The 22,399-nt window shown below is 74.9% G+C and carries 25 protein-coding genes; 6 read left to right on the forward strand and 19 right to left on the reverse strand.

Going from position 1 to position 22,399, the window contains the following annotated elements:
* Positions 1-128: 128 nt before the first annotated feature.
* The 3 genes from ACN27A_RS10705 (at position 129) to ACN27A_RS10715 (ending at position 3,809) form a co-directional block, all read left to right on the forward strand.
* Complete coding sequence (locus ACN27A_RS10705) at positions 129-758, forward strand: TIGR03085 family metal-binding protein (RefSeq protein ID WP_421452047.1); 630 nt, start codon at positions 129-131, stop codon at positions 756-758.
* 126 nt (positions 759-884) lie between these two features.
* Positions 885-1,844, forward strand: coding sequence for a terpene synthase family protein (locus tag ACN27A_RS10710; protein ID WP_421452048.1), 960 nt, complete (start codon positions 885-887; stop codon positions 1,842-1,844).
* Between the two features lie 138 nt (positions 1,845-1,982).
* Positions 1,983-3,809, forward strand: a complete 1,827-nt coding sequence (locus ACN27A_RS10715; protein WP_421452051.1) for an AMP-dependent synthetase/ligase — start codon at positions 1,983-1,985, stop codon at positions 3,807-3,809.
* Between the two features lie 66 nt (positions 3,810-3,875).
* On the opposite strand, the gene ACN27A_RS10720 is transcribed toward ACN27A_RS10715, so the two are convergent.
* Positions 3,876-5,210, reverse strand: a complete 1,335-nt coding sequence (locus tag ACN27A_RS10720) for a low temperature requirement protein A (protein WP_421452054.1) — start codon at positions 5,208-5,210, stop codon at positions 3,876-3,878.
* Positions 5,211-5,274: 64 nt separating this feature from the next.
* Positions 5,275-6,732, reverse strand: a complete 1,458-nt coding sequence (locus tag ACN27A_RS10725) for a PLP-dependent aminotransferase family protein (protein WP_421452056.1) — start codon at positions 6,730-6,732, stop codon at positions 5,275-5,277.
* Positions 6,733-6,790: 58 nt separating this feature from the next.
* Here ACN27A_RS10725 and ACN27A_RS10730 point away from each other — a divergent pair, with 58 nt between their 5' ends.
* The gene (locus tag ACN27A_RS10730) at positions 6,791-7,444 is read left to right on the forward strand and encodes a YczE/YyaS/YitT family protein (RefSeq protein ID WP_132236350.1); all 654 of its coding nucleotides are present in this window, start codon (positions 6,791-6,793) and stop codon (positions 7,442-7,444) included.
* 55 nt (positions 7,445-7,499) lie between these two features.
* Positions 7,500-7,961: a hypothetical protein gene (locus tag ACN27A_RS10735; RefSeq protein WP_421452059.1), complete on the forward strand. Its 462-nt coding sequence runs from the start codon at positions 7,500-7,502 to the stop codon at positions 7,959-7,961.
* Between the two features lie 84 nt (positions 7,962-8,045).
* Here ACN27A_RS10735 and hisF read toward each other — a convergent pair whose 3' ends face one another.
* From hisF to hisD, 12 genes are all read right to left on the reverse strand, one after another.
* Positions 8,046-8,813 carry an imidazole glycerol phosphate synthase subunit HisF gene (gene hisF / locus ACN27A_RS10740; RefSeq protein ID WP_421452062.1) on the reverse strand — a complete coding sequence of 256 codons (768 nt, stop codon included), beginning with the start codon at positions 8,811-8,813 and terminating at the stop codon, positions 8,046-8,048.
* 106 nt (positions 8,814-8,919) lie between these two features.
* Positions 8,920-9,921, reverse strand: coding sequence for an NADP-dependent oxidoreductase (locus ACN27A_RS10745; protein ID WP_421452065.1), 1,002 nt, complete (start codon positions 9,919-9,921; stop codon positions 8,920-8,922).
* Complete coding sequence (locus ACN27A_RS10750; protein WP_421458433.1) at positions 9,918-10,343, reverse strand: organic hydroperoxide resistance protein; 426 nt, start codon at positions 10,341-10,343, stop codon at positions 9,918-9,920. The genes ACN27A_RS10745 and ACN27A_RS10750 overlap by 4 nt, the downstream gene beginning before the upstream one ends.
* Positions 10,344-10,348: 5 nt before the next feature.
* Positions 10,349-10,792, reverse strand: a complete 444-nt coding sequence (locus ACN27A_RS10755) for a MarR family winged helix-turn-helix transcriptional regulator (RefSeq protein ID WP_421452067.1) — start codon at positions 10,790-10,792, stop codon at positions 10,349-10,351.
* Between the two features lie 83 nt (positions 10,793-10,875).
* A complete protein-coding gene (locus ACN27A_RS10760; protein ID WP_132236340.1) occupies positions 10,876-11,265 on the reverse strand; it encodes a RidA family protein in 390 nt (129 codons plus the stop codon).
* Entirely contained in the window at positions 11,262-11,987 is a 726-nt protein-coding gene (priA, locus tag ACN27A_RS10765) for a bifunctional 1-(5-phosphoribosyl)-5-((5-phosphoribosylamino)methylideneamino)imidazole-4-carboxamide isomerase/phosphoribosylanthranilate isomerase PriA (RefSeq protein ID WP_121400575.1), read from the reverse strand. The genes ACN27A_RS10760 and priA overlap by 4 nt, the downstream gene beginning before the upstream one ends.
* A gap of 17 nt (positions 11,988-12,004) precedes the next feature.
* Positions 12,005-12,328 (reverse strand): hypothetical protein, encoded by a 324-nt coding sequence (locus ACN27A_RS10770; protein WP_421452070.1) that lies wholly within the window; start codon positions 12,326-12,328, stop codon positions 12,005-12,007.
* Between the two features lie 99 nt (positions 12,329-12,427).
* A complete protein-coding gene (gene hisH / locus ACN27A_RS10775; RefSeq protein ID WP_421452072.1) occupies positions 12,428-13,060 on the reverse strand; it encodes an imidazole glycerol phosphate synthase subunit HisH in 633 nt (210 codons plus the stop codon).
* Positions 13,057-13,230: a hypothetical protein gene (locus ACN27A_RS10780; RefSeq protein ID WP_421452075.1), complete on the reverse strand. Its 174-nt coding sequence runs from the start codon at positions 13,228-13,230 to the stop codon at positions 13,057-13,059. Before ACN27A_RS10780 ends, hisH begins: the two co-directional genes overlap by 4 nt.
* Positions 13,231-13,350: 120 nt before the next feature.
* Positions 13,351-13,962 (reverse strand): imidazoleglycerol-phosphate dehydratase HisB, encoded by a 612-nt coding sequence (gene hisB / locus ACN27A_RS10785; protein ID WP_132236332.1) that lies wholly within the window; start codon positions 13,960-13,962, stop codon positions 13,351-13,353.
* Positions 13,962-15,032 (reverse strand): histidinol-phosphate transaminase, encoded by a 1,071-nt coding sequence (locus ACN27A_RS10790; protein WP_421452077.1) that lies wholly within the window; start codon positions 15,030-15,032, stop codon positions 13,962-13,964. Before ACN27A_RS10790 ends, hisB begins: the two co-directional genes overlap by 1 nt.
* A 67-nt stretch (positions 15,033-15,099) precedes the next feature.
* Positions 15,100-16,422: a histidinol dehydrogenase gene (gene hisD, locus ACN27A_RS10795; RefSeq protein WP_421452079.1), complete on the reverse strand. Its 1,323-nt coding sequence runs from the start codon at positions 16,420-16,422 to the stop codon at positions 15,100-15,102.
* A gap of 106 nt (positions 16,423-16,528) precedes the next feature.
* Between hisD and ACN27A_RS10800 the strand changes: the two genes are divergently transcribed.
* Positions 16,529-17,233: an LON peptidase substrate-binding domain-containing protein gene (locus ACN27A_RS10800; RefSeq protein WP_421452082.1), complete on the forward strand. Its 705-nt coding sequence runs from the start codon at positions 16,529-16,531 to the stop codon at positions 17,231-17,233.
* On the opposite strand, the gene ACN27A_RS10805 is transcribed toward ACN27A_RS10800, so the two are convergent.
* From ACN27A_RS10805 to ACN27A_RS10825, 5 genes are all read right to left on the reverse strand, one after another.
* Entirely contained in the window at positions 17,148-18,137 is a 990-nt protein-coding gene (locus ACN27A_RS10805) for a DUF2567 domain-containing protein (protein WP_421452084.1), read from the reverse strand. The genes ACN27A_RS10800 and ACN27A_RS10805 overlap by 86 nt on opposite strands.
* A gap of 57 nt (positions 18,138-18,194) precedes the next feature.
* Entirely contained in the window at positions 18,195-19,994 is a 1,800-nt protein-coding gene (locus ACN27A_RS10810; RefSeq protein ID WP_421452085.1) for an AAA family ATPase, read from the reverse strand.
* Between the two features lie 290 nt (positions 19,995-20,284).
* Positions 20,285-21,229 (reverse strand): RluA family pseudouridine synthase, encoded by a 945-nt coding sequence (locus tag ACN27A_RS10815; RefSeq protein WP_311411633.1) that lies wholly within the window; start codon positions 21,227-21,229, stop codon positions 20,285-20,287.
* The gene (lspA, locus tag ACN27A_RS10820) at positions 21,226-21,861 is read right to left on the reverse strand and encodes a signal peptidase II (protein WP_421452088.1); all 636 of its coding nucleotides are present in this window, start codon (positions 21,859-21,861) and stop codon (positions 21,226-21,228) included. The genes ACN27A_RS10815 and lspA overlap by 4 nt, the downstream gene beginning before the upstream one ends.
* A 66-nt stretch (positions 21,862-21,927) precedes the next feature.
* Positions 21,928-22,347, reverse strand: a complete 420-nt coding sequence (locus tag ACN27A_RS10825) for a TraR/DksA family transcriptional regulator (RefSeq protein ID WP_121400566.1) — start codon at positions 22,345-22,347, stop codon at positions 21,928-21,930.
* Positions 22,348-22,399: the final 52 nt, after the last annotated feature.

The following is a 22,399-nucleotide window of genomic DNA, read 5'->3' on the forward strand; positions in this document are numbered from 1 at the left end:
GCCGCACCTATCCTCCTCATCCTTACCGCTCCGAGCCAGCTCCGCCGCCCCGGACCGCTATGTCCACCGTCACGGCCGCCCGGCCCGCTCGGCGCGCCGAGTGGGCCGGGCGCGCCTACGATCGGGGCATGCCGCGGTACGCCCGAACGGAGCGCGAGGCGCTCGTCGACCTGATGCAGACGCTCGGACCGGACGCGCCGACGGTCAACGAGGGATGGACCACCCGCGACCTCGCCGCCCACCTGGTGCTGCGCGAACGCCGGCCCGACGCCGCCGGCGGCATCCTGCTCCCGCCGCTGCGGGGCTACGCCGAACGGGTGCGCCTGCGCGTCGCCGCGCGCCCCTGGCCACGCCTCCTCGAAGAGGTGCGCCGGCCGCCGGTGTGGAGCCCGGTCAGCAACCCGCTCACCGACGAGCTGGCCAACACGCTGGAGTTCTTCATCCACCACGAGGACGTGCGCCGCGCCAGCCCGGGCTGGCTCCCCCGCGACCTGGGGGCGGGGCTGAACGCGGCGCTCTGGAAGCGGTGCACCGGGCTGGCCCGGCTGGCGCTGCGCCGGTTCCCGGCGGACGTCTTCGTCCAGGCGCCCGGCTACGGGGAGCTCTCCGTCGGTCGGGGCGGCGAACCCGTGCGGGTGGTGGGGGCGCCGGGCGAGCTGGTCCTGTTCCTCAGCGGCCGGCAGCGGATCTCCCGGGTGCAGATCGACGGACCGGCGGCACCGGCCGAGCGACTCCGGGGCGCCGACCTGGGCATGTGACGCCCCGCAGGCGGACAGCCGCAGCCCGCTCCGGAGGGGCGACCGGGTCAGCGACCGCCACCGATTTCTGCTCCCGTACGCTGTCCCGCGCCGTCCCGCTGCGGGGCGGCGCGACAGGGGGGCACCGTGCGGACCTTCGCGATCTCGGCGCTACGGGAACCCCCCTTTCCCGCGCGCCGGCACGACGCCACCGCACGGGTGGCGCGGGAGAGCATCGAGTGGGCGCTCGGCCACGGGCTGATCGGCGACGGGCCCCGGCTGCACCGGCTGCGCCGGGCCGACGCCGCCGGGCTGGCCGGGCGGGCCTGCCCGGAGGGCCCGGTGGAGGGGCTGCGGCTGCTCACCGACCTGATCTCCTGGCTGTTCGTGATGGACGACGCCTGCGACGAGGACGGCCTCGGCGACTCCCCCACCCGGCTGGCGCCGACCGTCGCCGCCCTGCTGGACGTGCTGGACGGCCACGGGGGACGGACCGACGCTGCGGCGACCGCGACCGTGGCCGGGCCGCTCGGCGAGGCGCTGGGCGAGCTGTGCCGGCGGGCCCACGCCGCCGGCGGGCCCGTGGCGCTGCTGCGCTTCGTCGGCGAGGTGCGGGAGTACCTGCTGGCGCTGCTCTGGGAGGCGGCGAACCGCGAGCACGGGCGGGCGCCGGGGCTGGCCGAGTACGTGCAGATGCGCCGGCACACCGGAGGGGTCCACCCCAGCTTCACCCTCACGGAGCTGGCCGCCGGGGCGCTGCCGGGCGCGAGCCAGCGCGCCGAGCCGTCGCTGGTCGCGCTCGACCTGCTCGCCGCCGACCTGGTCTGCTGGTGCAACGACGTCTTCTCGTACGGCAAGGAGCACCTCGCGCAGCCGGACGTGCACAACCTGGTCGCGGTGATCGCCGCGGGGCGGGCGGGCGGCGACCAGTCGTCGGCCCTGCGGGCGGCGGCCGACCGGTTCAACGAGGGCCTCTCGGCGTACCTGGCGACGGAGGCGGCGCTGCTCGCCACCGGCGACGACGGCCTACGGCCGGCCCTCACCGCCCGGCGCAACTGGATCCGGGCCACCTACGACTGGTCGCTGGCGGCGGCCCGGTACGCCTGAGCGGGGCGTCCATCCTCCGAGACGTGGCCCAGCCGTGATCCACAGAACTAGCCGATCCCCGGGCGCAGGCAATACCCTTCGGTAACGAACGCCGACGTGACCGTGGTCACGTCTCCACCCCCGAAGGCGGCTACAGCGATGGCTCTCGATGTACCGTACCGTTCCATCCCCGACATGTTCCTCAAGCGCGTGGCGGCGTCCCCCGACCGCGACGCCTTCGCCCACCCGGCCCCCGACGACTCCGGGCCGGTCTGGCTGACCTGGGAACAGATGGCCCGTCGCGCCAAGGCGGTCGCCGCCGGGCTGCACGGCCTCGGTGTCGGCCTGGAGGATCCGGTCGCGATCCTGGCGAACACCCGGCTCGACTGGGTGATCGCCGACCTCGGCATCATGTGCGCCGGCGGCGCGACCACCACCGTCTACCCCACCACGGAGCCCGACGACGCGACCTACATCATCGCCGACTCCGGCTCGCGGGTGCTGTTCGCCGAGAACCCGGCACAGGCCGCCAAGATCGCCGGCGCGAACCTGCCGGCGCTCACCCACGTCGTGCTCTTCGACGGCGCCGCCGACCCGGCCGCCGCCGTCCCCCAGCTCACCCTCGCCGAGCTGGAGGAGCAGGGCGCCCGCGCGCTGGCCGCCGAGCCCGACCTGATCGACATGCTGGTCGCCGGGATCGGTCCCGAGCACCTGGCCACGCTGATCTACACCTCCGGCACCACCGGGCGCCCGAAGGGCGTCGAGCTGCTGCACGGCGGCTGGTGCTGGGAGGGCGTGGCGCAGGTCGAGGTGGGGCTGCTCCGCGACGACGACCTGCAGTACCTCTGGCTCCCGCTGTCCCACTCGTTCGGCAAGACCCTGCTCTGCGGCGCGATCCACGTGGGCCTGCCGACGTACGTCGACGGCCGGGTCGACAAGCTGGTCGAGCTGCTCTCGGTGATCCGGCCGACGCTGATGTGCGGCGCGCCCCGGGTCTTCGAGAAGGTCTACAACAAGGCGGTGACCACCGCGCAGGCCGGCGGCGGCGCGAAGGCGAAGATCTTCGGCTGGGGCGTCCGGGTCGGCAAGGAGAAGGTCGCCCTGGAGCAGGCCGGCCGGCCGCTCCCGACGGGGCTGAAGCTGAAGTACACGGTGGCCGAGAAGCTGGTGTTCAGCAAGCTCCAGGCCCGCCTCGGTGGCCGGATCCGGGTCCTCGTCTCCGGCGCCGCCCCGCTCAGCCCGGAGATCGCCACCTTCTTCGCCGCGGCGAACCTGCCGATCTCCGAGGGCTACGGCCTCACCGAGACCAGCGCCGGCAACTTCGTCAACCCGCCGGACGGGCTGCGGATCGGCACCGTCGGCAAGGCGATGGGCGACCTGGAGTGCCGGATCGACACCGACGGCGAGATCCTGGTGCGCGGCCGGCCGGTGATGCGCGGCTACCACAACCTGCCCGAGGAGACCGCGGCCGCGTTCACCGAGGACGGTTTCTTCCGCACCGGTGACATCGGCACCCTGGACTCCGACGGCTACCTGAGGATCACCGACCGGAAGAAGGACCTGGTCAAGACCTCCGGTGGCAAGTACATCGCGCCCTCGCACATCGAGGGGATGTTCAAGGCGACCTGCCCGTACACCTCGCAGGCGGTGGTGATCGGCCAGGCCCGCAACTACTGCACGATGCTGGTCACGCTGGACCCGGAGGCGATCAAGGGCTGGGCCGCCGGCACCCCCCTGGAGGGCCGCGACTACACCGAGATCGTCACCTCGCCGGAGGCGAAGGCCATGGTCGAGGGTTACGTCGCCGAGCTCAACGCCAAGCTCAACCGCTGGGAGACGATCAAGAAGGTCGCCATCCTCCCGCGCGACCTGACCATCGAGGACGGCGAGATCACCCCGTCGCTCAAGATCAAGCGCCGCGGCGTGGAGAGCAACTTCGCCGGCGAGATCGAGAAGATGTACGCGGGCACGCTGGCCGAGCTCTGAGCCCGCGACGTCGGCGGCCCCACGTTCCGCACGGGGTCGCCGACGTCGGGCGGGCGGAGCGCCGGCTCACAGGTGGTCGCCCCGCCACCGCGTCTGCTCGGCCTCGGAGGCGAGCTGCTCCTCCAGCGCCACCTGCCGCACGCGCCGCCGCCGTGGGGCGTCGACGACCGTCTGCACCGCGACCGTCAGCACGGCGGCCACCGCCAGCATGGCCAGGGCAACCAGCTCCGGCACCTGCGCGGCCACCGGGGTCAGCGCGACGAGCAGCACGACCCCGCAGATCGTCGGCCAGCGCGCCGCGCCCAGCATCCGGCTGCCGAGCAGGATCAACGTGAGCAGGTAGAGCGCGACCCCGCCGAAGAGGGCCAGCAGGTCGAAGCTGGGCAGCGGCACCCCCCAGCTCGGGGTCGCCGGGTCGGCACCCTCGTGGATCAGCCCCTTGAGGCCAAGCGCGAACAGGATCACGCCCGTGATCAGCGGCAGATGCAGGTACGTGTACACGTCCCGGGCCAGCCCGGCACGGGTGCGGGGCTCCCTGGTGCGGTGCAGCACCTGCTCCATGGCCAGGGCGAGGGTGTCGAAGTACGCCCACCACAGCGCCGCGACCACCGCGATGCCGAGCAGCGCCCCGACGATCACGGGCCAGGTCAGCGGCAGCGCGGTGAAGGGACCGGGCCCGAGCCCGAGCGCGATGATCGACTCGCCGAGCGCCACCATGATGATCAGCGCGTGCCGTTCCGCCCAGTGGCCCGCCGAGAGCACCGTCCAGCCCGCGCGGTGCTGGGCCAGGCCGGAACCGTACTCGACGCCGAGCGCGGCGACCCACAACGCCAGCCGAACGGCCGACTCGGCGCCGTCGTCGAGCAGCCGCTGCGGCACCAGCGCGGCGGTCAGGATGAAGCCCGTCGCCAGCAGGAACGGCAGGGCCAGCACGGGCATCCGCCGACGCACCTCCCGGTCGGAGCGTACGGCCCAGAGGAAGACCGACACCTGGGTCGCGCGGACCAGGAAGTAGCAGACGGCGAAGACCACCGGGCCGGGCAGCCCGCCGGGGCGGTCGACGAACGCCTTCGGCAGGCTCAGCGCGAGCACGAAGACGGCGGCGGAGAGCGCGAACCCGACAAGCGGCGTCAGCCCCTGATCGGTGCGGACGACGTTGCCCAGCGCCGCGAAGCTGCTCCAGCACCACCAGAGCAGGGCCAGCACCACGAGGAACCGGATCAGCCCGCGGGCGTCCAGGCTGCCGGCCGTCACCGTGGTCACGTTGAGGAAGGCGAAGACGAAGACGAGGTCGTAGAAGAGCTCCAGGCGGGTGGTGCGGGAGCCGGGGGCGTTCGGCAGGATCCCGCGCGGCCACCGCACCTCCCGCGCATCCCCCACCTGCGCAGTCTCCCAGCCCACGGGCGCCGCGTAGGCGCGATTGACCGACGGCGCCGCCACTTCCGGCCGGCACGCCGACCCGTCGTCAGGCGATGACCGCCGGTTCCCGCCACTGCGACCGGCCGCCCCGGTCCAGGTCGTACCGGACGGCGGCGATGCGGCCGACTGCCTCGGCCAGGTCGGCGGCCGGCAGGGTGAACGGCAGCCGCAGGAAGCGCTCCAACGTGCCGTCCAGGCCGAACCGGGGACCGGGCGCCAGGCGTACGCCGACCTCCTCGGCGGCCCGGGCCAGCGCGCTGGAGATCGGCCCGTCGAGTTCGGCCCAGAGGGTCACCCCGCCGTGCGGGACGGTGACCCGCCACTCGGGCAGGCGCTGCGCGAGCGCCGCCAGCAGGGCGTCGCGCTGGGCGGTGAGCTGGGCCTGGCGCGCGGCGACGATGGCCGGCGCGTCGGCGAGCAAATGGACCGCGACCAGCTGGTCCAGGACCGGGCTGGCCATGTCGACGCCGACCCGAGCGGCGGCGAGCCGCTGCACCTGCGGGGCGGAGGCGCGCACCCAGCCGATCCGCAGGCCGCCCCAGAAGGGCTTGCTCATCCCGCCGATGCTGACCACCCGGGAGTGCCGGTCGAAGCTGGCGGTGGGCGGGGGCAGCACCGTCCCGTCCAGCGGCAGGTCCACGAAGGACTCGTCGACGACCAGGTCGGTGCCGACGGCGTGGGCGGTGGCCACCACCCGCTCGCGCAGCGCGGCCGGCATCAGGTGGCCGGTCGGGTTCTGGAAGTCCGGGATCAGGTACGCCAGCTTGGGCCGGGCCTGCCGGAGGGCGCCGAGCAGCAGGTCGGCGTCCCACCCGGGCTCCTCGACGGCCAGGCCGTGGGTGGTGATCCGGGCCCGGCGGGCGGCCAGCGCGGCCAGCGCGTTCGGATAGCTGGGCGCCTCGACAAGCACGTTGCCGCCGGGGGCGAGGGCCAGCCGGAGCACCAGGTCGAGGGCGTGCTGGGTGCCGTTGGTGACCATGATCTGGTCGGGCGAGGTGGGCAGGCCCCGGTCGGTGTACGCGCGGGCCACCGCCTCGCGCAGCTCGATGATCCCGGTCGGGTGGTAGCCGGCGCCGCCCAGGTAGCGGGGCAGGTCCTCGGCCGCCGCGCGGGCGGCCGGCAGCAGCTCGGGCGGCGCGGCGAGCGCGGCGACCCCGAGGTCGATCATGTCGCGGTCGTCCAGCGGCGTCCAGAGCCCGGTGCTCGCCACCCGGTGGGTGCCCGGGAGCATCGTCCAGCTGCCCGCACCCCGCCGGCTGGCGAGGTGCCCGCTCTCCCGCAGCTCCCGGTACGCGGCCGTGACCGTGGTCCGGCTGATCTTCAACGCCTCGGCCAGCTCCCGCTCGGCGGGCAGCCGCACGCCCAGCGGCAGCCGACCGTCGGCCAGCAGGCCGCGTACGGCACCGGCCAGGGCGGCGTAGTCGGGGCTGCGCCGGCGACCGGGAAGCGCATGCCACTGACCGAGGAGCCGGGCCAATTGGACACCCCGGACCTGACTCGTCATGGCCACTCCCCCCGGATTGGCTCTTACGCTGCGCCAATTGGCCTTTAGCGTGGCATGGGTGACACCGATTGGCAATCTCCGACATCGCCCCGCGCGGCGGCTGAGCCAGCTCTACGCGGGCCTCGTCCTCTACGGCGTCAGCATGGCCCTGATGATCAACTCGGAGCTGGGCCTGGACCCGTGGAACGTGTTCCACCAGGGCCTGTCCGAGCTGACCGGCCTCTCCATCGGCACCGTCACCATCGCGGTGGGCGTGCTGGTGCTGCTGCTCTGGATACCACTGCGCCAGCGTCCCGGCCTCGGCACGGTCAGCAACGCGCTGGTGGTCGGGCTGGTGGTCGACGCGACACTCGCGCTGATGCCGGCCGGCGGGTCGCTGGGCGTACGGGCCGGGATGCTCGTCGCCGGCATCGTGGCCAACGGGGCGGCGACGGGCCTCTACCTCGGCGCCCGCCTCGGACCCGGCCCCCGCGACGGCCTCATGACCGGCTACGTCGCCCGCCGGCCCGGCCGCTCGATCCGGCTCGTCCGCACCGTCATTGAGGTCACGGTGCTGGCGCTGGGCTGGCTGCTCGGCGGGACGGTGGGCGTCGGCACGATCGCCTACGCGCTGGGCATCGGCCCGCTGACCCAGGTCTTCCTGCCGCTGTTCACGGTCCCCGGGCCGCAGGACCCCGCCCCGGGCCCGGTCGCGCCGCTCCCCGCCACCTGACGCGACCCGGACGCCGGGTGTTCCCTTCGGACGCCACGCCCGGCAGAATCCTCGCATGGGGGAGAACGGATGGCGCTGGACCGATGCCTGGATCTTCGTCTCGGTGGTGATCGCCAGCGGTGCGGGACGCCACCGCCGCGCGGCGAGCAGCCGCCGCCCCGAGGGCGTACGCCTCGCCGACGTGCTCTCCACCGCCGACCATCTCAACCAGGCGATCCCCGAGCGGCACGAGGTGGAGGCGGCGGTCCGTCGCCTCGTCGGGGCCGGGCTGGTCAGCGTCACCGACGGCTGGTTCCGGATCACCTCCGACGGTGAGCGCCTCTGGCGCACCAGGCCGAGCGCCGGGCTGGCCACCACGGTGGACACCGTGCAGGGCGTCCTGGCCCGGCGGCACGCCCCCGTCAGCGCCGACTGGCAGCTGGACGAGGCCGACCACGCCGCCGCCGTCCAGGAATACGTGGTGCGCTCGATCCCGGCGCCCCGGCGCTCCCCCGAGAACCGTTCCCGCCGCGACTGAACGGGCCCCGACGGGCCGGGCGCGGGCCGGAGGGACCGGGCCGGATCACGCGGGCCGGAGGGACCGGGCGGATCGCGCGGGCGGTCAGCGGACGGGGTGCCCGGCCCCGCGCAGCGCGTCCTTGACCTCGGCGACGGTCAGCTCGCCGAAGTGGAAGACGCTGGCGGCGAGCACCGCGTCGGCGCCGGCGCCGATCGCCGGCGCGAAGTGCGCCACCTCGCCCGCGCCGCCGCTGGCCACCACCGGCACGTCCACCACCCGGCGCACCGCGCCGATGAGTTCGAGGTCGAAGCCGGCCTTGGTGCCGTCGGCGTCCATCGAGTTCAGCAGGAGCTCGCCCGCGCCCAGCTCGGCGCCGCGCCGGGCCCACTCGACCGCGTCCAGCCCGGTGCCGCGGCGACCGCCGTGGGTGGTCACCTCGAAACCGCTGGGCGTGCCGCCGCCGGGCGAGCGCCGCACGTCGAGCGAGAGCACCAGCACCTGTCGGCCGAAGCGGTCGGCGATCTCGGCGATCAACTCGGGGCGGGCGATGGCGGCGGTGTTCACCCCGACCTTGTCCGCGCCGGCGCGCAGCAGGGTGTCGACGTCGGCGACCTGCCGGACGCCACCGCCGACGGTCAGCGGGATGAAGACCGACTCCGCCGTGCGGCGGACCACGTCGAGCATGGTGCCCCGGTCGCTGGAGGAGGCGGTGACGTCGAGGAAGGTCAGCTCGTCCGCGCCGGCCCGGTCGTACGCCGCCGCCAGTTCCACCGGGTCGCCGGCGTCGCGCAGGTCGAGGAAGTTGACCCCCTTGACCACCCGACCGGCGTCCACGTCGAGACACGGGATGACCCGCACCGCCACCGTCATGCCGCGAGCCTATCCTTCCCGGCACCGGCGGTGACCGACCTGTGAGGCCGACCACCGCCGGCGCGGTGCGCCGCCGCGCTCCCGGAAGTTAGGAAGGGGCCCTTCCTTACACGCGGACGAGCATCTTGCCCAGGTTCTCGCCGCGCAGCAGGCCGAGGAACGCCTCCGGGGCGTTCTCGATGCCGTCGACGACCGTCTCGTCGTACGAGACCCTGCCGTCGCGCAGCCAGCCGGCCATCTCGCGCACGAACTCGTCGCGCAGGTGGCCGTGGTCGCCGACCAGGAAGCCGCGCAGCGTGAGCCGCTTGCCGATGACCAGCGCCAGGTTGCGCGGCGCGGCCGGGGGCTCGGTGTCGTTGTACTGCGCGATCATGCCGCAGATCGCGGCCCGGCCGTGCACCTTCATCGCGGAGATCGCCGCCTCCAGGTGGTCGCCGCCGACGTTGTCGAAGTAGACGTCGACGCCGTCCGGGGCGGCGGCCTTCAGCGAGTCGCGCACCGGCCCGTCGTGGTAGTCGAAGGCGGCGTCGAAGCCGAGCGCGCGCAGCCGCTCGACCTTGGCCGCCGAGCCCGCGCTGCCGACCACGCGCGCCGCGCCCCGCAGCTTGGCGATCTGGCCGACCAGGCTGCCCACCGCGCCGGCGGCGGCGGAGACGAAGACGGTCTCCCCCGCCTTCATGCCGGCGACGTCCAGCAGCCCGGCGTACGCGGTCAGGCCGGTCATGCCGAGCACGCTCAGGTACGCGCTGACCGGGACGAGGTCGGGGTCGACCTTCCGGGCGGCCCGCGCGTCGAGCAGCGCGTACTCGCGCCAGCCGAGGCCGTGCAGCACGGTGTCGCCGGGCTGGAGGCCCTCGACCTCGCTGGCCACCACCTCGCCGACCGCCCCACCGTCCAGCGGGGCGTCCAGCGCGAACGGCGGCACGTAGGACCTGACGTCGTTCATCCGCCCCCGCATGTACGGGTCGACCGACACGTACCGGTTGCGGACCACGATCTGCCCCGCGCCCGGGGTGGGCACCTCGGTCTCGACGAGCCGGAAGTTGTCCGCGGTCGGCCAGCCCTGCGGGCGGGAGGCCAGGTGGATCTCCCGGTTGCGGGCGCTCACAGCGCCTCGCGCACGGTGAGGGCGACCTCGACGTTGCCGCGGGTGGCGTTCGAGTACGGGCAGACCTGGTGGGCCTGCTCGACGACCTGCTCGGCGGCGGCCCGCTCGACGGCCGGGAGGTCGACCAGGAGGGTGACCGCCAGCCCGAAGCCGCCGCTGCCGTTGGCGCCGATGCCGACCTCGGCCTCGACGACCGAGCCCGAGACGTCGACCTTCGCCCTGCGGGCGACCAGGCGAAGCGCCGAGTGGAAGCAGGCGGCGTAGCCGGCCGCGAAGAGCTGCTCGGGGTTGGCGGCGCCGCCGGCGCCACCCATCTCCTTCGGCACGGCCAGGTCGAGCTCGACGGTGCCGTCGGAGGTGCGGACGTGGCCGTCCCGACCGTCCCCGGTGGCCCGGGCGGACGCGGTGTAGAGCACCTGCATGGTGGTCACTGCTCCTTCTGTCGGTGGATCGTCTCGGTGACCCGGGTGAGGGTGTCGCGCAGGGCGACCAGCTCCCCCTCGGTGAGGCCCGTGGCGCGGGCGACCCGCAGCGGCACCTCGTCCATCCGCTGCCGCAGGGTCCGCCCGTCGCCGGTCAGGCCCACCTCCACCCGCCGCTCGTCGCGCGCCGACCGGGTCCGGACGACCAGCCCCGCCCCCTCCAGCCGCTTGAGCAGCGGGGAGAGCGTGCCGGAGTCCAGTCGCAGGGCGGCACCGAGCTCGGAGACCGTGGGGGCGTCGTCGCGCTCCCAGAGCACCAGCAGCACCAGGTACTGCGGGTAGGTCAGGCCGAACTCGTCGAGGACGGGCCGGTAGACGTCGGTGAGGGCGCGCGACGCGGCGTAGAGCGCGAAGCACACCTGCCGGCGCAGTACCAGATGGTCGGTCACCGGGAAACCGTAGCGCGCGATTAGATTGTGCGCAACCGATCAGGTCGCGCGCAGCGGCACCGTCTCGGCGCGCTTCCCGGGGCTCAGCGCTCGCCGAGGTACGCCTCCAACTCCACCTCGACCAGATGGTCCGGGTCGAGCAGGCCGGCCACCACCACCATGGTGGCCGCCGGACGGACCGCGCCGAAGACCACGTTGTGCGCCCGGCCCACCTCGTCGGCGTACGTCCGGTCGGTGACGTACATCCGGGTCCGCACCACGTCCCCCGGCTCCGCGCCCACCTCGGCGAGCGCGTCCAGGCCGATCCGCAGGGCCTGCGCGGTCTGCGCCGCCGCGTCCCCGACGTGGGTGACCACGCCGTCCACAGTCGAGGTGCAGCCGGCCGTCCAGGCCAGGTCGCCGGCCCGGACGACCCGGCAGTAGCCGTACACCGACTCCCAGGGGCCGCCCGAGCCGAGCCGCGTGACGGTCACGCCGCCGCCAGGGTTTCCAGCGCCTGTGCCACGGTGAAGGCGCCCGCGTACAGCGCCTTGCCGGCGATCACGCCCTCCACCCCGATCGGCTCCAGGGTGGCCAGCGCCCGCAGGTCGTCCAGGGTGGAGACGCCGCCGGAGGCGATCACCGGGGCGTCGGTGCGGGCGCAGACCTCACGCAGCAGGTCCAGGTTCGGCCCGCGCATCGTGCCGTCCTTGGTGATGTCGGTGACGACGTAACGCGCCGCGCCCGCCTTGTCCAGCCGCTCCAGCACCTCGAAGAGGTCGCCGCCGTCGCGCGTCCAGCCCCGGGCGGAGAGGGTACGGCCCCGCACGTCCAGCCCGATCGCCACCCGGTCGCCGTACTCCCCGCACACCCGGTCGCACCAGAGGGGATCCTCCAGGGCGGCGGTGCCGATGTTCACCCGGGCGGCGCCGGTGCCGAGCGCGGCGTGCAGCGACTCGTCGTCGCGGATGCCGCCGGACAGCTCCACCTTCACGTCGAGCTGCCGCACCACCTCGGCCAGCAGGTGCGCGTTGGACCCCCGACCGAACGCGGCGTCGAGGTCGACCAGGTGGATCCACTCGGCGCCGTCCCGCTGCCAGGCGAGCGCGGCCTCCAACGGGTCGCCGTACGTCGTCTCGCTGCCGGCGGCTCCCTGCACGAGTCGGACGGCCTGACCGTCGGCGACGTCCACGGCGGGCAACAGGGTGAGGCTCACGGTATTTCTCCTCGAAGTCAGGTACGACGGTCCAGGGCGATCACCACGATCGCCGGCAGTACGAGCAGCAACAGCACGACCAGCGCGATGCGCAGCGCCAGGTCGTCGACGAGCGACCAGATCAGGACCATCGCCACCAGGGTCGACAGCACGATGGCGGCCCGCTCGCCGCGACTGTGCCGGGGCAGCCGGCCCGTCCGCCCCCGGCGCAGCGACGGCGTCAACCGGCGGACCAGTGCCCGCCGCCGCGACCGCCGGGCGGTCCGCCGCTCGCGGACGGCCCGTTCCCGGGCGGCCTCGGCCTCCCGGGCCGCCCGGCGCCGGGCCCGCTCCTTGCTCACGGCGTGTCCCGCCGGGGGCGCGGTCGTCCGGTTGGTCGTGGGCGCCCGACAGGGCGCCCGGTGGCGGGCCGGAGCGGGACCGCCGCACCGGGCAGGCGCTCAGTCACCGGTGGACAGCGTGGCGAGCCAGTTGCGCAGCAGCGCGGCACCGGTGTCGGCGGACTTCTCCGGGTGGAACTGCGCGGCGCAGAGCGGACCCCGCTCCACGGCCGCCACGAAGTCCGTCCCGTGGTGGGCGGTGGTGACCGTGGCGCCGGCCTCCGCCAGCGCGCCCGGGTCCCCGACCCCGTACGAGTGCACGAAGTAGAACCGGCTGTCGGCGGGCAGGCCGGCGAAGAGCACCGAACCCGCCGGCGCCGCGACCGTGTTCCAGCCCATGTGGGGCAGCCGGGGGGCGGCCAGCCTGGTCACCCCTCCGGGCAGCAGCCCGAGCCCCTTGGTCACCACCCCGTGCTCGTCGCCGTGTTCGAAGAGCACCTGCATGCCCACGCAGATGCCCAGCACCGGACGGCCGGCGGCGACGCGCTCGGCGATCACCGGGCCGGCGCCGAGGGCCTCGATCCCGGCCATGCAGGCGGCGTACGCGCCCACACCCGGCACCACCAGGCCGTCCGCCTCGGCGGCGGCGGTCAGGTCGTCGGTCACCGTCACGTCCGCACCGGCGTGGGTCAGGGCCCGCTCGGCCGAACGCAGGTTGCCCGACCCGTAGTCGAGCACCACCACGCGGCTCACGCGCCCTCCCCCGGCAGCAGCCACAGCACGCCGCCGACCGTGGCCAGCGCGGCGAGCAGCGCCGTGACGACCACCGCCGCACGCGGGGCGCCCTGCTTGTGCAGCGACCACGCCCCGCCGACCAGCACACCGGCCAGGATCAGCAGCAACGTCGGCAGCACCCCCCCCATCAGGACCGCCTTCCGTTCGCGACTGCGGGACTCCGCTGCGCTGCGTTCCTCGCGCTCACAGGGCCAACCTTCCGTTCGCGACTGCGGGACTCCGCTGCGCTGCGTTCCTCGCGCTCACACTCACAGGGCCCCCTTCGTGCTGGGGATCGCGCCCGCCGCGCGCGGGTCGACGGCGGTGGCCTCGCGCAGCGCGCGGGAGACCGCCTTGAACTGGGCCTCCACCACGTGGTGGGCGTCCGGGTGACCGCCGGGGCGGGCAGCCCGCAGCACGTCCACGTGCAGGGTGATCCGGGCCGCCTGGCCGAAGGACTCCCAGATGTGCCGGGTCATGCTGGTCGGATAGACCGGCCCGATGTACGGGGCCAGCACCGGCTCGTCGTGCACCACGTACGGACGGCCGGAGAGGTCGACCGCGGCCCGGACGAGGACCTCGTCCATCGGGACGGTGGCCGAGCCGTACCGCCGGATGCCGGCCTTGTCCCCCAGCGCCTGGTCGAACGCGGCGCCCAGGGCGAGCGCGGTGTCCTCCATCGTGTGGTGGGCGTCGATCTCCAGGTCACCCACGGTGCGCACGGTCAGGTCGAAGCCGCCGTGCCGGGCGATCTGGTGCAGCATGTGGTCGTAGAAGCCGACGCCGGTGCCGATCTCGGCCCGGCCGGTGCCGTCGAGGTCGATCTCGACGAGGACCTTCGTCTCCTTGGTGATCCGCTCCACGCGGGCGGTCCGACTCATCAGATCTTCTCCATCGCGGTCAGGAAGGCGTCGGTCTCGGCGGGGGTGCCGGCGGTGACCCGCAGCCAGCCGGGCAGGCCCACGTCGCGCACCAGCACGCCGGCGTCGAGCAGGGTGCGCCAGGCGGCGGCCTGGTCGCCGCCGACCTCGAACAGCACGAAGTTGGCGTCGCTGTCGGCCACCTGCACCCCCCGCTCGCGCAGCCGCGCCACGATCCGGTCCCGCTGCGCGCAGATCGCGGCCACCGTGTCGAGGAGGGCGTCGCGGTGCGCCAGCGCCGCCCGGGCCGCGGCCTGGGTGAGCGCCGAGAGATGGTACGGCAGCCGCACCAGCTGCACCGCCGCCACCACCGCCGGGTCGGCCGCCAGGTAGCCCAGCCGGCCACCGGCGAACCCGAACGCCTTGCTCATCGTCCGGGTCACCACCAGCCGCGGGTGGCCGGGCAGCACCGCCAGGGCGCTGACCGTGCCGGGGCGGGCGAACTCGGCGTACGCCTCGTCGACGACCACCATGCCGGGCGCGGCGTCCAGCACCGCGGCGACCACCGCCGGGTCGAGGGCGGTGCCGGTGGGGTTGTTCGGCGAGCAGAGGAAGACCACGTCCGGGGCGTGCGCGCGGACCTGGGCGACCGCCTCGTCGGCGGTCAGCCCGAAGTCGACGCCGCGGCGGGCCGGCACCCACCGGGTGCCGGTGCCGAGGGCCAGCAGCGGGTGCATCGAGTACGCGGGAACGAAGCCGAGCGCGCTGCGCCCCGGGCCGCCGAACGCCTGGAGCAGCTGCTGCTGGATCTCGTTGGAGCCGTTGGCCGCCCACACCTGCTCGGCGGTGAGCCCGTGGCCCAGGTAGCCGGCCAGGTCGGCGCGCAGCGCCACGGCGTCGCGGTCCGGGTAGCGGTTGAGGTCGCGCAGCTCCGCCGCGAGGGCCTTGCCGATCGCGTCCACCACCGGCTCGGGCACCGGGTAGGAGTTCTCGTTGGTGTTCAGCCGCACGGGCACGTCGAGCTGCGGCGCCCCGTACGGCGACAGCCCGCGCAGGTCGTCGCGGATCGGCAGGTCGTCGAGGGTGGTCATGCCGCCACCTCGCTTCGCTCGGCGACGGCATCGGGGCTGAGCCTGCTGGTTCGCTCGCTGCGCTCGCTCACGCCAGCTCCCCCGGGAAGCGCACCTGCACGGCCCGGCCGTGCGCCGGCAGGTCCTCGACGCCGGCCAGGGTGACCACGTGCGGGGCCACCTCGCGCAGCGCCTGCTCCGAGTAGTCGACCAGGTGGATGCCGCGCAGGAAGGACTGCACCGACAGCCCGGAGGAGTGCCGGGCGCAGCCGCCGGTGGGCAGCACGTGGTTGGAGCCGGCGCAGTAGTCGCCGAGCGACACCGGCGACCAGGCGCCGACGAAGATCGCCCCGGCGTTGCGCACCCGCAGCGCCCACTCGCGGGCGTCCCGGGTCTGGATCTCCAGGTGCTCGGCCGCGTACGCGTCGACCACCCGCAGCCCGGCGTCGAGGTCGTCGACCAGGACGACGCCGCTCTGCTCGCCGGTGAGCGCGGTGGTGACCCGCTCGGCGTGCTTGGTGGCCGGCACCTGCCGGGCCAGCTCCCGCTCCACGGCCTCCACCAGCTCGACCGAGGGGGTCACCAGCACGCTGGCCGCGAGGGGGTCGTGCTCGGCCTGGCTGACCAGGTCGGCCGCGACGTGCGCCGGGTCGGCGGTGTCGTCGGCCAGGATGGCGATCTCGGTCGGGCCGGCCTCGGCGTCTATGCCGACGACGCCGCGCAGCAGCCGCTTGGCGGCGGTGACCCAGATGTTGCCCGGTCCGGTGATCATGTCGACCGGGTCGCAGTGCGCGGCGCCCTCGGCGTCGACCGCCGCGCCGTACGCCAGCATCGCCACGGCCTGGGCGCCGCCCACGGCGTAGACCTCGTCGACACCGAGCAGGGCGCAGGCGGCGAGCACCCGGGCGTCGGGCAGCCCGCCGTTCTCCTTCTGCGGCGGACTCGCCACCACCAGCGAACGCACCCCGGCCGCCTGGGCCGGCACCACGTTCATCACCACGGTCGACGGATACATCGCCAGGCCGCCGGGGACGTAGAGGCCGACCCGGTCGACCGGCACCCAGCGCTCGGTCACCGTGCCGCCCGGCACCACCTGGGTGGTGTGGTCGGTGCGGCGCTGGTCGGCGTGCACCTTGCGGGCCCGGGCGATGGACTCCAGCAGCGCGGCGCGCACCTCGGGAGCGAGGGTGCCCTCCGCCTCGGCGATCGCCTCGGCGGGCACCCGCAGCACCTCGGGCGAGACCCCGTCGAAGCGCTCACTGGCCTCCCGGATCGCCGGGTAACCATGCTCCCGGACCGCCTCCACGAGGGGGCGGATCCGCTCGACGGCCACGGAGACGTCGAGTTGGGCACGGGGCAGCAGGCGGCGCGGGTCACGGACGCCGCCGCGCAGGTCGATCCGGTTCAACACCCTTGCGAGTCTAGGCGGCCCGCCCGGACGGCGACCGGCGCCGCCCGTACGCCGGGACGGTGAGCCGGGCCACGCCGTCGCGCCGGGATCGGGCTACGCTCGACGCGTGACTGCGCGGCTGCCGGTGTTTCCGCTCGGAATGGTCCTCTTTCCCGGTCTGGTGCTGCCGCTGCACATATTCGAGGAGCGCTACCGCGCCCTGGTCCGGCACCTGGTCGCGCTGCCCGAGGACGCCCCGCGCGAGTTCGGCGTGGTGGCCATCCGGGCCGGCTGGGAGGTCGCCCCGACCGGGCCGGACGGCAAGCCGCTGCCCGGTGGCGGCGACGTCACCCTGCACGAGGTGGGCTGCACCGCCGAGCTGCGGCAGGTCACCGAGCGCCCCGACGGTGGCTTCGACCTCGTCACGGTGGGCAAGCGCAGGTTCCGCGTCACCGACGTCGACCGGGACACCGAGCCCTACCTGACCGCCGACGTGGAGTGGCTGCCCGAGCCGGGCGGGCCCGACGAGGTCGCCGACCTGCTCGCCGCCCGGGTGATCTCGGTCTTCCGGCAGTACCTGGGCCTGATCCGGGCCGATCCCGAGGAGCTGTCCGAGCAGTTGCCGGAGGATCCGACGGTGCTGTCGCACCTGGTGGCCGCGACGGCCGTGCTGACCGTGGCCGACCGGCAGCGGCTGCTCGCCATCGACGACACCGCCGCCCGGCTCCGCGCCGAGCTGCGCCTGCTCAACCGTGAGGCGGCGCTGCTGCGCCAGGTGCGGGCGGTTCCGGTGCCGCTGACGGAGCTGGCGTCTCCGCCGACCCCCAACTGAGCCCAGGCACGCCGGGCGCGTGCTCCGGGCGCAACGACGGCCAGCGGGACCAGCCGGCCAGCAGGGTGTACGTCACGGCCGCGCCGAACGCGGGCAGCAGCAGGTTGCCGTGCGGCACCGGCAGCACGCCGAACACCCACTCGATCCCGCCGGCCCGCAGGTCGGCCGGCTTCTCGAAGGCCTGTCCGACGGGCGCGCTCTCCAGCAGCCGCTCGTAGCCGGCCAGCCCCGTGCGCCGGCCCGCCTGCCAGGCGACCAGCGCCGCGCCGAAGGCGCCGAGCACGGCGACGGACAGCCCGACCGGTCCCCGGAGCCGGCGCAGCAGGAACCACAGCACGAGGGCGGTGAGCACCCCGAAGCCCAGCCCCAGCAGGCTGAACCAGCCGTCGGCGGCGATCGGCTGCTCCGGCTGCGGCTCGGCGTAGATCGCCCCCTCGGCGACCTTGATCACCGGCGTGTCCGGCGCGAGGGCGGCCCAGAGCAGCCCGAGCGGCACCCCGAGCACGGTCGTCGCGAGCACCGCCAGCAGGGCGAGCCGCACCGCCCGCCCGCGCGGCAGGTCCGGCTCCACGGGCACGGGCGGATAGCCGGCGGCGTACCCGAGGTCGGTGTTGCCGCCGACGTACCCCAGCGGCCCGTCGTGCGGCGGCGCGCCGGCCGGTGCCCGCCACGCGTCGCCGGTCGGGGCGTACGCCGGTGCGCCGGTCGTGCTCTGCCACGGCGCGTCGGTCGGGACGTGCGGCGGTGTCGTACCCGCGTCGTACGACGGGGCAGGTTCCCGCGCGGCGTACGGGTCGTCGGGGCCGACGCGGGCCGGCCGGTCGGGTGCCGCCCAGGCGGCCGGTGCCCCCGGCTCGTCGGGCCGGCGGCCGGGCCGGTCGGGTTCGGGGGTGTCCGCGCTCACCCGGTGATCCTCTCAGGCCCGTGGGCGCCGTGGGCCGTCGGTGGCGGCACAACCCGCTCACCGGGCGAACGGCTCCAGCATCACCGAGGCGGCCTTCAGCCACGCCTGCCGGGTCTCCTGCTGGAGCTGGTGGTACTCGATCGAGGAGCCGGTCTCCAGCGCCGGGTCGTACGGCACCACGGCGACGGCCCGGGTACGGGTGGCGAAGTGCCGCTCCAGGTCGTCCTGCAACGGCGAGCGGCCCGGGGTGGGGCAGGAGATCAGGGTGACCGCGTTGTCGGCCAGCTCCCCCATCCCGACCTCGTGCAGCAGGTCCAGCATCCAGTCGGCGCTGAACGCGGCGTCCTCGCGGGGCACGGTGGTCACCACGAGCTGGTCCGCCGCCTGCATGACGGTGCGCCAGTTGGCGCTCTCCACGTTGTTGCCCGTGTCCACGCAGACCACGTCGTGGGTGCGCCGCAGCAACTCCAGCACCCGCCGGACGGTGAACTGGTCGAGCCGCTGGGCGAAGCGGGGGCTCTCCTCGCCGGCCAGCACGTCGTACGAGCCGTCGGAGGCGTGGCGCAGGTAGTCGTCCAGGTGCGCCAGCAGCTCGGCGCCCTCCTTGATCTCGACGTGCGCGAGATCGCCGACCAGGTGCCGGATGGTGCGGGCGTGCCGGGCGCTGCCGGCGCGCAGCCCGAGCGTGCCGCGCAGCTCGTTGTCGTCCCAGGCCAGCACACCCCGCCCGCGTACGCTGCCGACGGTCGCCGCGGCCAGCACGGTGGCGGTGGTCTTGTGCACGCCGCCCTTCGGGTTGGCGAACGCGAGCACCCGGGGGGTGCCCAGGTCGCGGCGGAGCACCCCGACGGCGCGCTCCACCTCGTTCTCCGTGCCGCGCGGGCGCCACTCGACGCGCGCCGGGTAGCCCCGCTCGGCGGGCGGCGGTGCGGTGGGCGGTGGCGCGGCGACCGGCGGCACAACGGGCGGTGGCGCGGCGGGCGGCGGTACCACCGGCGGTGGCACGGCCGGCGGTGGCGCGGCGGGTGGGGCCTGGTGGGCGCGCCTGGAGCGATAGCCGTTGTCGAGCACCGCGTAGCGGGACTCGACCGGGGGCGGCTCGTGCCGGTAGCCGTTGTCCAGCACCGCGTAGCGCGACTCGACCGGACCCGGGCCCCGGCGCGGCTCGGTCTCGATGCGGGGCGGCGGGGGCTGGGCCGGCACGCGGTACGCCGGCTCGGCCGGATACCCCGGGTCCGCCCGGTAGGACGGCTCGATGGAGCCCGACCGGTAGCTCGGCTCGATGGGATCCGCCCGGTAGGACGGCTCGACCGGTTCCGACCGGTAGCTCGGCTCGACCGGATCGGACCGGTAGGACGGCTCGATGGGATCCGCCCGGTAGGACGGCTCGACCGGATCAGACCGGTAGCCCGGCTCGGGCGGCTGCTCCGGCTCCACCCGGTAGGCGGGCTCCAGCGGGTCCACCCGGTAGGCCGGCTCCACCCGGTAGGTGGCCTCGGCCCGGTAGCCGGCGTCGACCGGGCGGCCGTACTCCGCGCCGTACGCCGGTGGGCCGTCCGCGCCGTACGGCGGTGGGCCATCTGCGCCGTACGGCGGTGGGCCGGGCTCCGGCGCGTACGGCTCGGGGGCCCGCCCGATGGCCGGCACCCGCGCGGCATAGCCGTTGCCCGACGAGCGGCGGGGCAGCGGCTCCGGCGGGAGGGGCGGCGGATCGGCGTGTCGGTCGGCCTCGGCCTGCTCGGCCGTGCGGCTGCCGTGCCGGGCCCGGTCGAGCAGCGCCCGCCACCGCGGTGCTGGTTCGGCCGGCCGCCCCCAGCCGGTCTCGCTGCCCTCCACGGCTCGCCCTCCCAGCGCCATCGATGCCCGTCTGACAGGCTACGAACGAAACCCTATTCGGACCACACCCGTCTACGCACCTTCGGTTCTTCGTCCCGTCACGGCACGGGCCCCGGTACGCCGGTTGCGCCGGCGTACGGGGAGGTCGACGGGACCGCCGGCGGCGACCCGCCGCCAGCCGGTCCGGCCGGTGTCGGTGATGGTGGCGTCACGCCCCGCGCGGGTTCCGACGTTTCGCCCACGGTCGGGGCGGGGGCACCGGCACACACGGCGGGACCCCCTTCGTCGGATCGTCACGGGCGGGACGACGCTCAGTCGCGGAGGATCTCGAGCGCCCGGTCCAGGTCGTCAGGGTAGTCGCTGACGAAGCGCACCTCGTCCCCCGTGCGGGGGTGCAGGAAGCTCAGCGACCGGGCGTGCAGCCACTGCCTGGACAGGCCGAGCCGGGCGGACAGGGTCGGGTCGGCGCCGTACGTGAGGTCGCCCACGCACGGGTGCCGCAGCGTCGAGAAGTGCACCCGGATCTGGTGGGTGCGCCCGGTCTCCAGCCGCACGTCGACCAGGCTCGCCGCCGGGAACGCCTCCACCGTGTCGTAGTGGGTGATGCTCGGCTTGCCGCCGGAGACCACCGCCCAGCGGTAGTCGTGGGTGGGGTGCCGGTCGATCGGGGCGTCGACGGTGCCGCGCAGCGGGTCCAGATGCCCCTGCACCACCGCGTGGTAGCGCTTCTCCACCTCGCGGTACTTGAACGCCCGCTTCAACGCGGTGTACGCCTGCTCGCTCTTGGCCACCACCATGATGCCCGTGGTGCCGACGTCGAGCCGGTGCACCACGCCCTGCCGCTCGGCGGCGCCGCTGGTCGAGATGCGGTGCCCGATGGCGGCCAGCGCGCCGATCACCGTCGGGCCGGTCCAGCCGGGGCTCGGGTGGGCCGCGACGCCGACCGGCTTGTCCACCACCACGATGTCGTCGTCGGCGTACACCACCCGCAGCCCGGGGACCGCCTGCGGCACCACGGTGGGCGGGGCGACCGGCGCGGGCAGGGTCACCTCCAGCCAGGAGCCGGCCTTCACGCGGTAGGAGTTCGGCCGGGCGGCCCCGTCGACAAGCGCGTCGCCGGCGTCGACCAGGGCCGCGGCGGCGGTGCGGGACAGCCCGAACAGCCGCGACACGGCCTGGTCGAGCCGCGTGCCGTCGAGGCCGTCGGGGACGGGCAGGGAACGGTGGTCGCCGCCGGCGGCGAAGGCGGCGGTCATGCCCGCTCCCGCTGCCCGGCGTCGGCCTGGGCCGCCGCCTCGTCGGTGGACTCGCCGTGGCCGATCCGGCTGCCGTCACGCTGCCGGCCGGTCAACTCCAGCAGGAGGGCGAGCAGCACGCCGCAGACGAGGGCGCTGTCGGCCAGGTTGAACACCGGGAACACCCGGCCGTACGGGGCGAAGACGCTGACCATGTCCACCACGTGCCCCACGAACCAGCCCGGGGCGCGGAAGACCCGGTCGGCGAAGTTGCCCAGCGCCCCGCCCAGCACCAGGCCCAGCGAGATCCCCCAGGGCAGCGAGCGCAGGCGCAGCGCCATCCAGACGATCCAACCGACCACCCCGAGGGTGATCAGCGGGAAGACCCAGGTGTAGTCGGCGCCGATGCTCCACGCCGCGCCGCTGTTGCGGGTGAGGCTGAGGTAGACCGCACCGCCGAGCAGCCTGACCGGCTCACGGTCCTCGAGGGCGCCCAGGGCGAGGTGCTTGGTCGCCGCGTCGGCGGCGAGCACCGTGAGCGCGAGCCCGAACAGGGTGGCCGCGGCCCGGCGGTGGGACGTGCCGGACCTCGGCTCGGCGCTGCCGGCACCCGGCTCAGCGCTGCCGGGCCCGGCGGGCGGTGCTTCGGACATCTGCTCCCCATCGACGCTCGCGGCGACGCGTCCGCGCCGCCTCCCATGGCCGCCGGGGAGCGGGCCTCAGCGCCGCTCCTCCAGCTGCTTGCACGTCACGCAGAGGGTGGCCGACGGGAAGGCGGCGAGCCGCTCCACCGGGATGGGGTTGCCGCACCGCTCGCACCAGCCGTAGCCACCCTCGTCGAGCCGCTCCAGCGCCCGCTCGACCTGCGTGATCCGTTCCAGGATGCTGTTGGCGAGTGAGATCTCCTGCTCACGCTCGAACGTCTTGGTCCCGGTGTCGGCCTGGTCGTCCCCGGCCGAGTCGGTCAGCCGGTCGCGCTGCAGCTCGGTGATCTCGCTCAGCGTCCGATCGTACTCGGCGCGCAACTCGTCACGCCGCGCCGCCAGGGCCGCCCGGATCTTCTCGGTCTCCGCAGCGCTGCGGGTGGCCTTCGCCACCGGCTTCCGGCCGGCGGTCCTGGTGTCGGCTGGCTTCGCCATCGTCGCTCCCTCGGCCGCGGAACCGCGGTCTTCCGCGGCACCTGGACAGGGG

The sequence above is a fragment of the Micromonospora sp. WMMD737 genome, assembly GCF_049179055.1.
Taxonomy (GTDB): domain Bacteria; phylum Actinomycetota; class Actinomycetes; order Mycobacteriales; family Micromonosporaceae; genus Micromonospora; species Micromonospora reichwaldensis.

Coding starts and splice junctions, on each gene's coding strand:
- ACN27A_RS10810 (WP_421452085.1), bottom strand. CDS start 19,994: ATGGCGCTGGGAGGGCGAGCCGTGGAGGGCAGCGAGACCGGCTGGGGG.
- ACN27A_RS10790 (WP_421452077.1), bottom strand. CDS start 15,032: ATGACCACCCTCGACGACCTGCCGATCCGCGACGACCTGCGCGGGCTG.
- hisF (WP_421452062.1), bottom strand. CDS start 8,813: ATGACGGTGGCGGTGCGGGTCATCCCGTGTCTCGACGTGGACGCCGGT.
- ACN27A_RS10715 (WP_421452051.1), top strand. CDS start 1,983: ATGGCTCTCGATGTACCGTACCGTTCCATCCCCGACATGTTCCTCAAG.
- ACN27A_RS10815 (WP_311411633.1), bottom strand. CDS start 21,229: ATGACCGCCGCCTTCGCCGCCGGCGGCGACCACCGTTCCCTGCCCGTC.
- ACN27A_RS10780 (WP_421452075.1), bottom strand. CDS start 13,230: ATGGGGGGGGTGCTGCCGACGTTGCTGCTGATCCTGGCCGGTGTGCTG.
- ACN27A_RS10705 (WP_421452047.1), top strand. CDS start 129: ATGCCGCGGTACGCCCGAACGGAGCGCGAGGCGCTCGTCGACCTGATG.
- ACN27A_RS10735 (WP_421452059.1), top strand. CDS start 7,500: ATGGGGGAGAACGGATGGCGCTGGACCGATGCCTGGATCTTCGTCTCG.
- hisB (WP_132236332.1), bottom strand. CDS start 13,962: ATGAGTCGGACCGCCCGCGTGGAGCGGATCACCAAGGAGACGAAGGTC.
- lspA (WP_421452088.1), bottom strand. CDS start 21,861: ATGTCCGAAGCACCGCCCGCCGGGCCCGGCAGCGCTGAGCCGGGTGCC.
- ACN27A_RS10725 (WP_421452056.1), bottom strand. CDS start 6,732: ATGACGAGTCAGGTCCGGGGTGTCCAATTGGCCCGGCTCCTCGGTCAG.
- ACN27A_RS10750 (WP_421458433.1), bottom strand. CDS start 10,343: ATGCAGGTGCTCTACACCGCGTCCGCCCGGGCCACCGGGGACGGTCGG.
- ACN27A_RS10825 (WP_121400566.1), bottom strand. CDS start 22,347: ATGGCGAAGCCAGCCGACACCAGGACCGCCGGCCGGAAGCCGGTGGCG.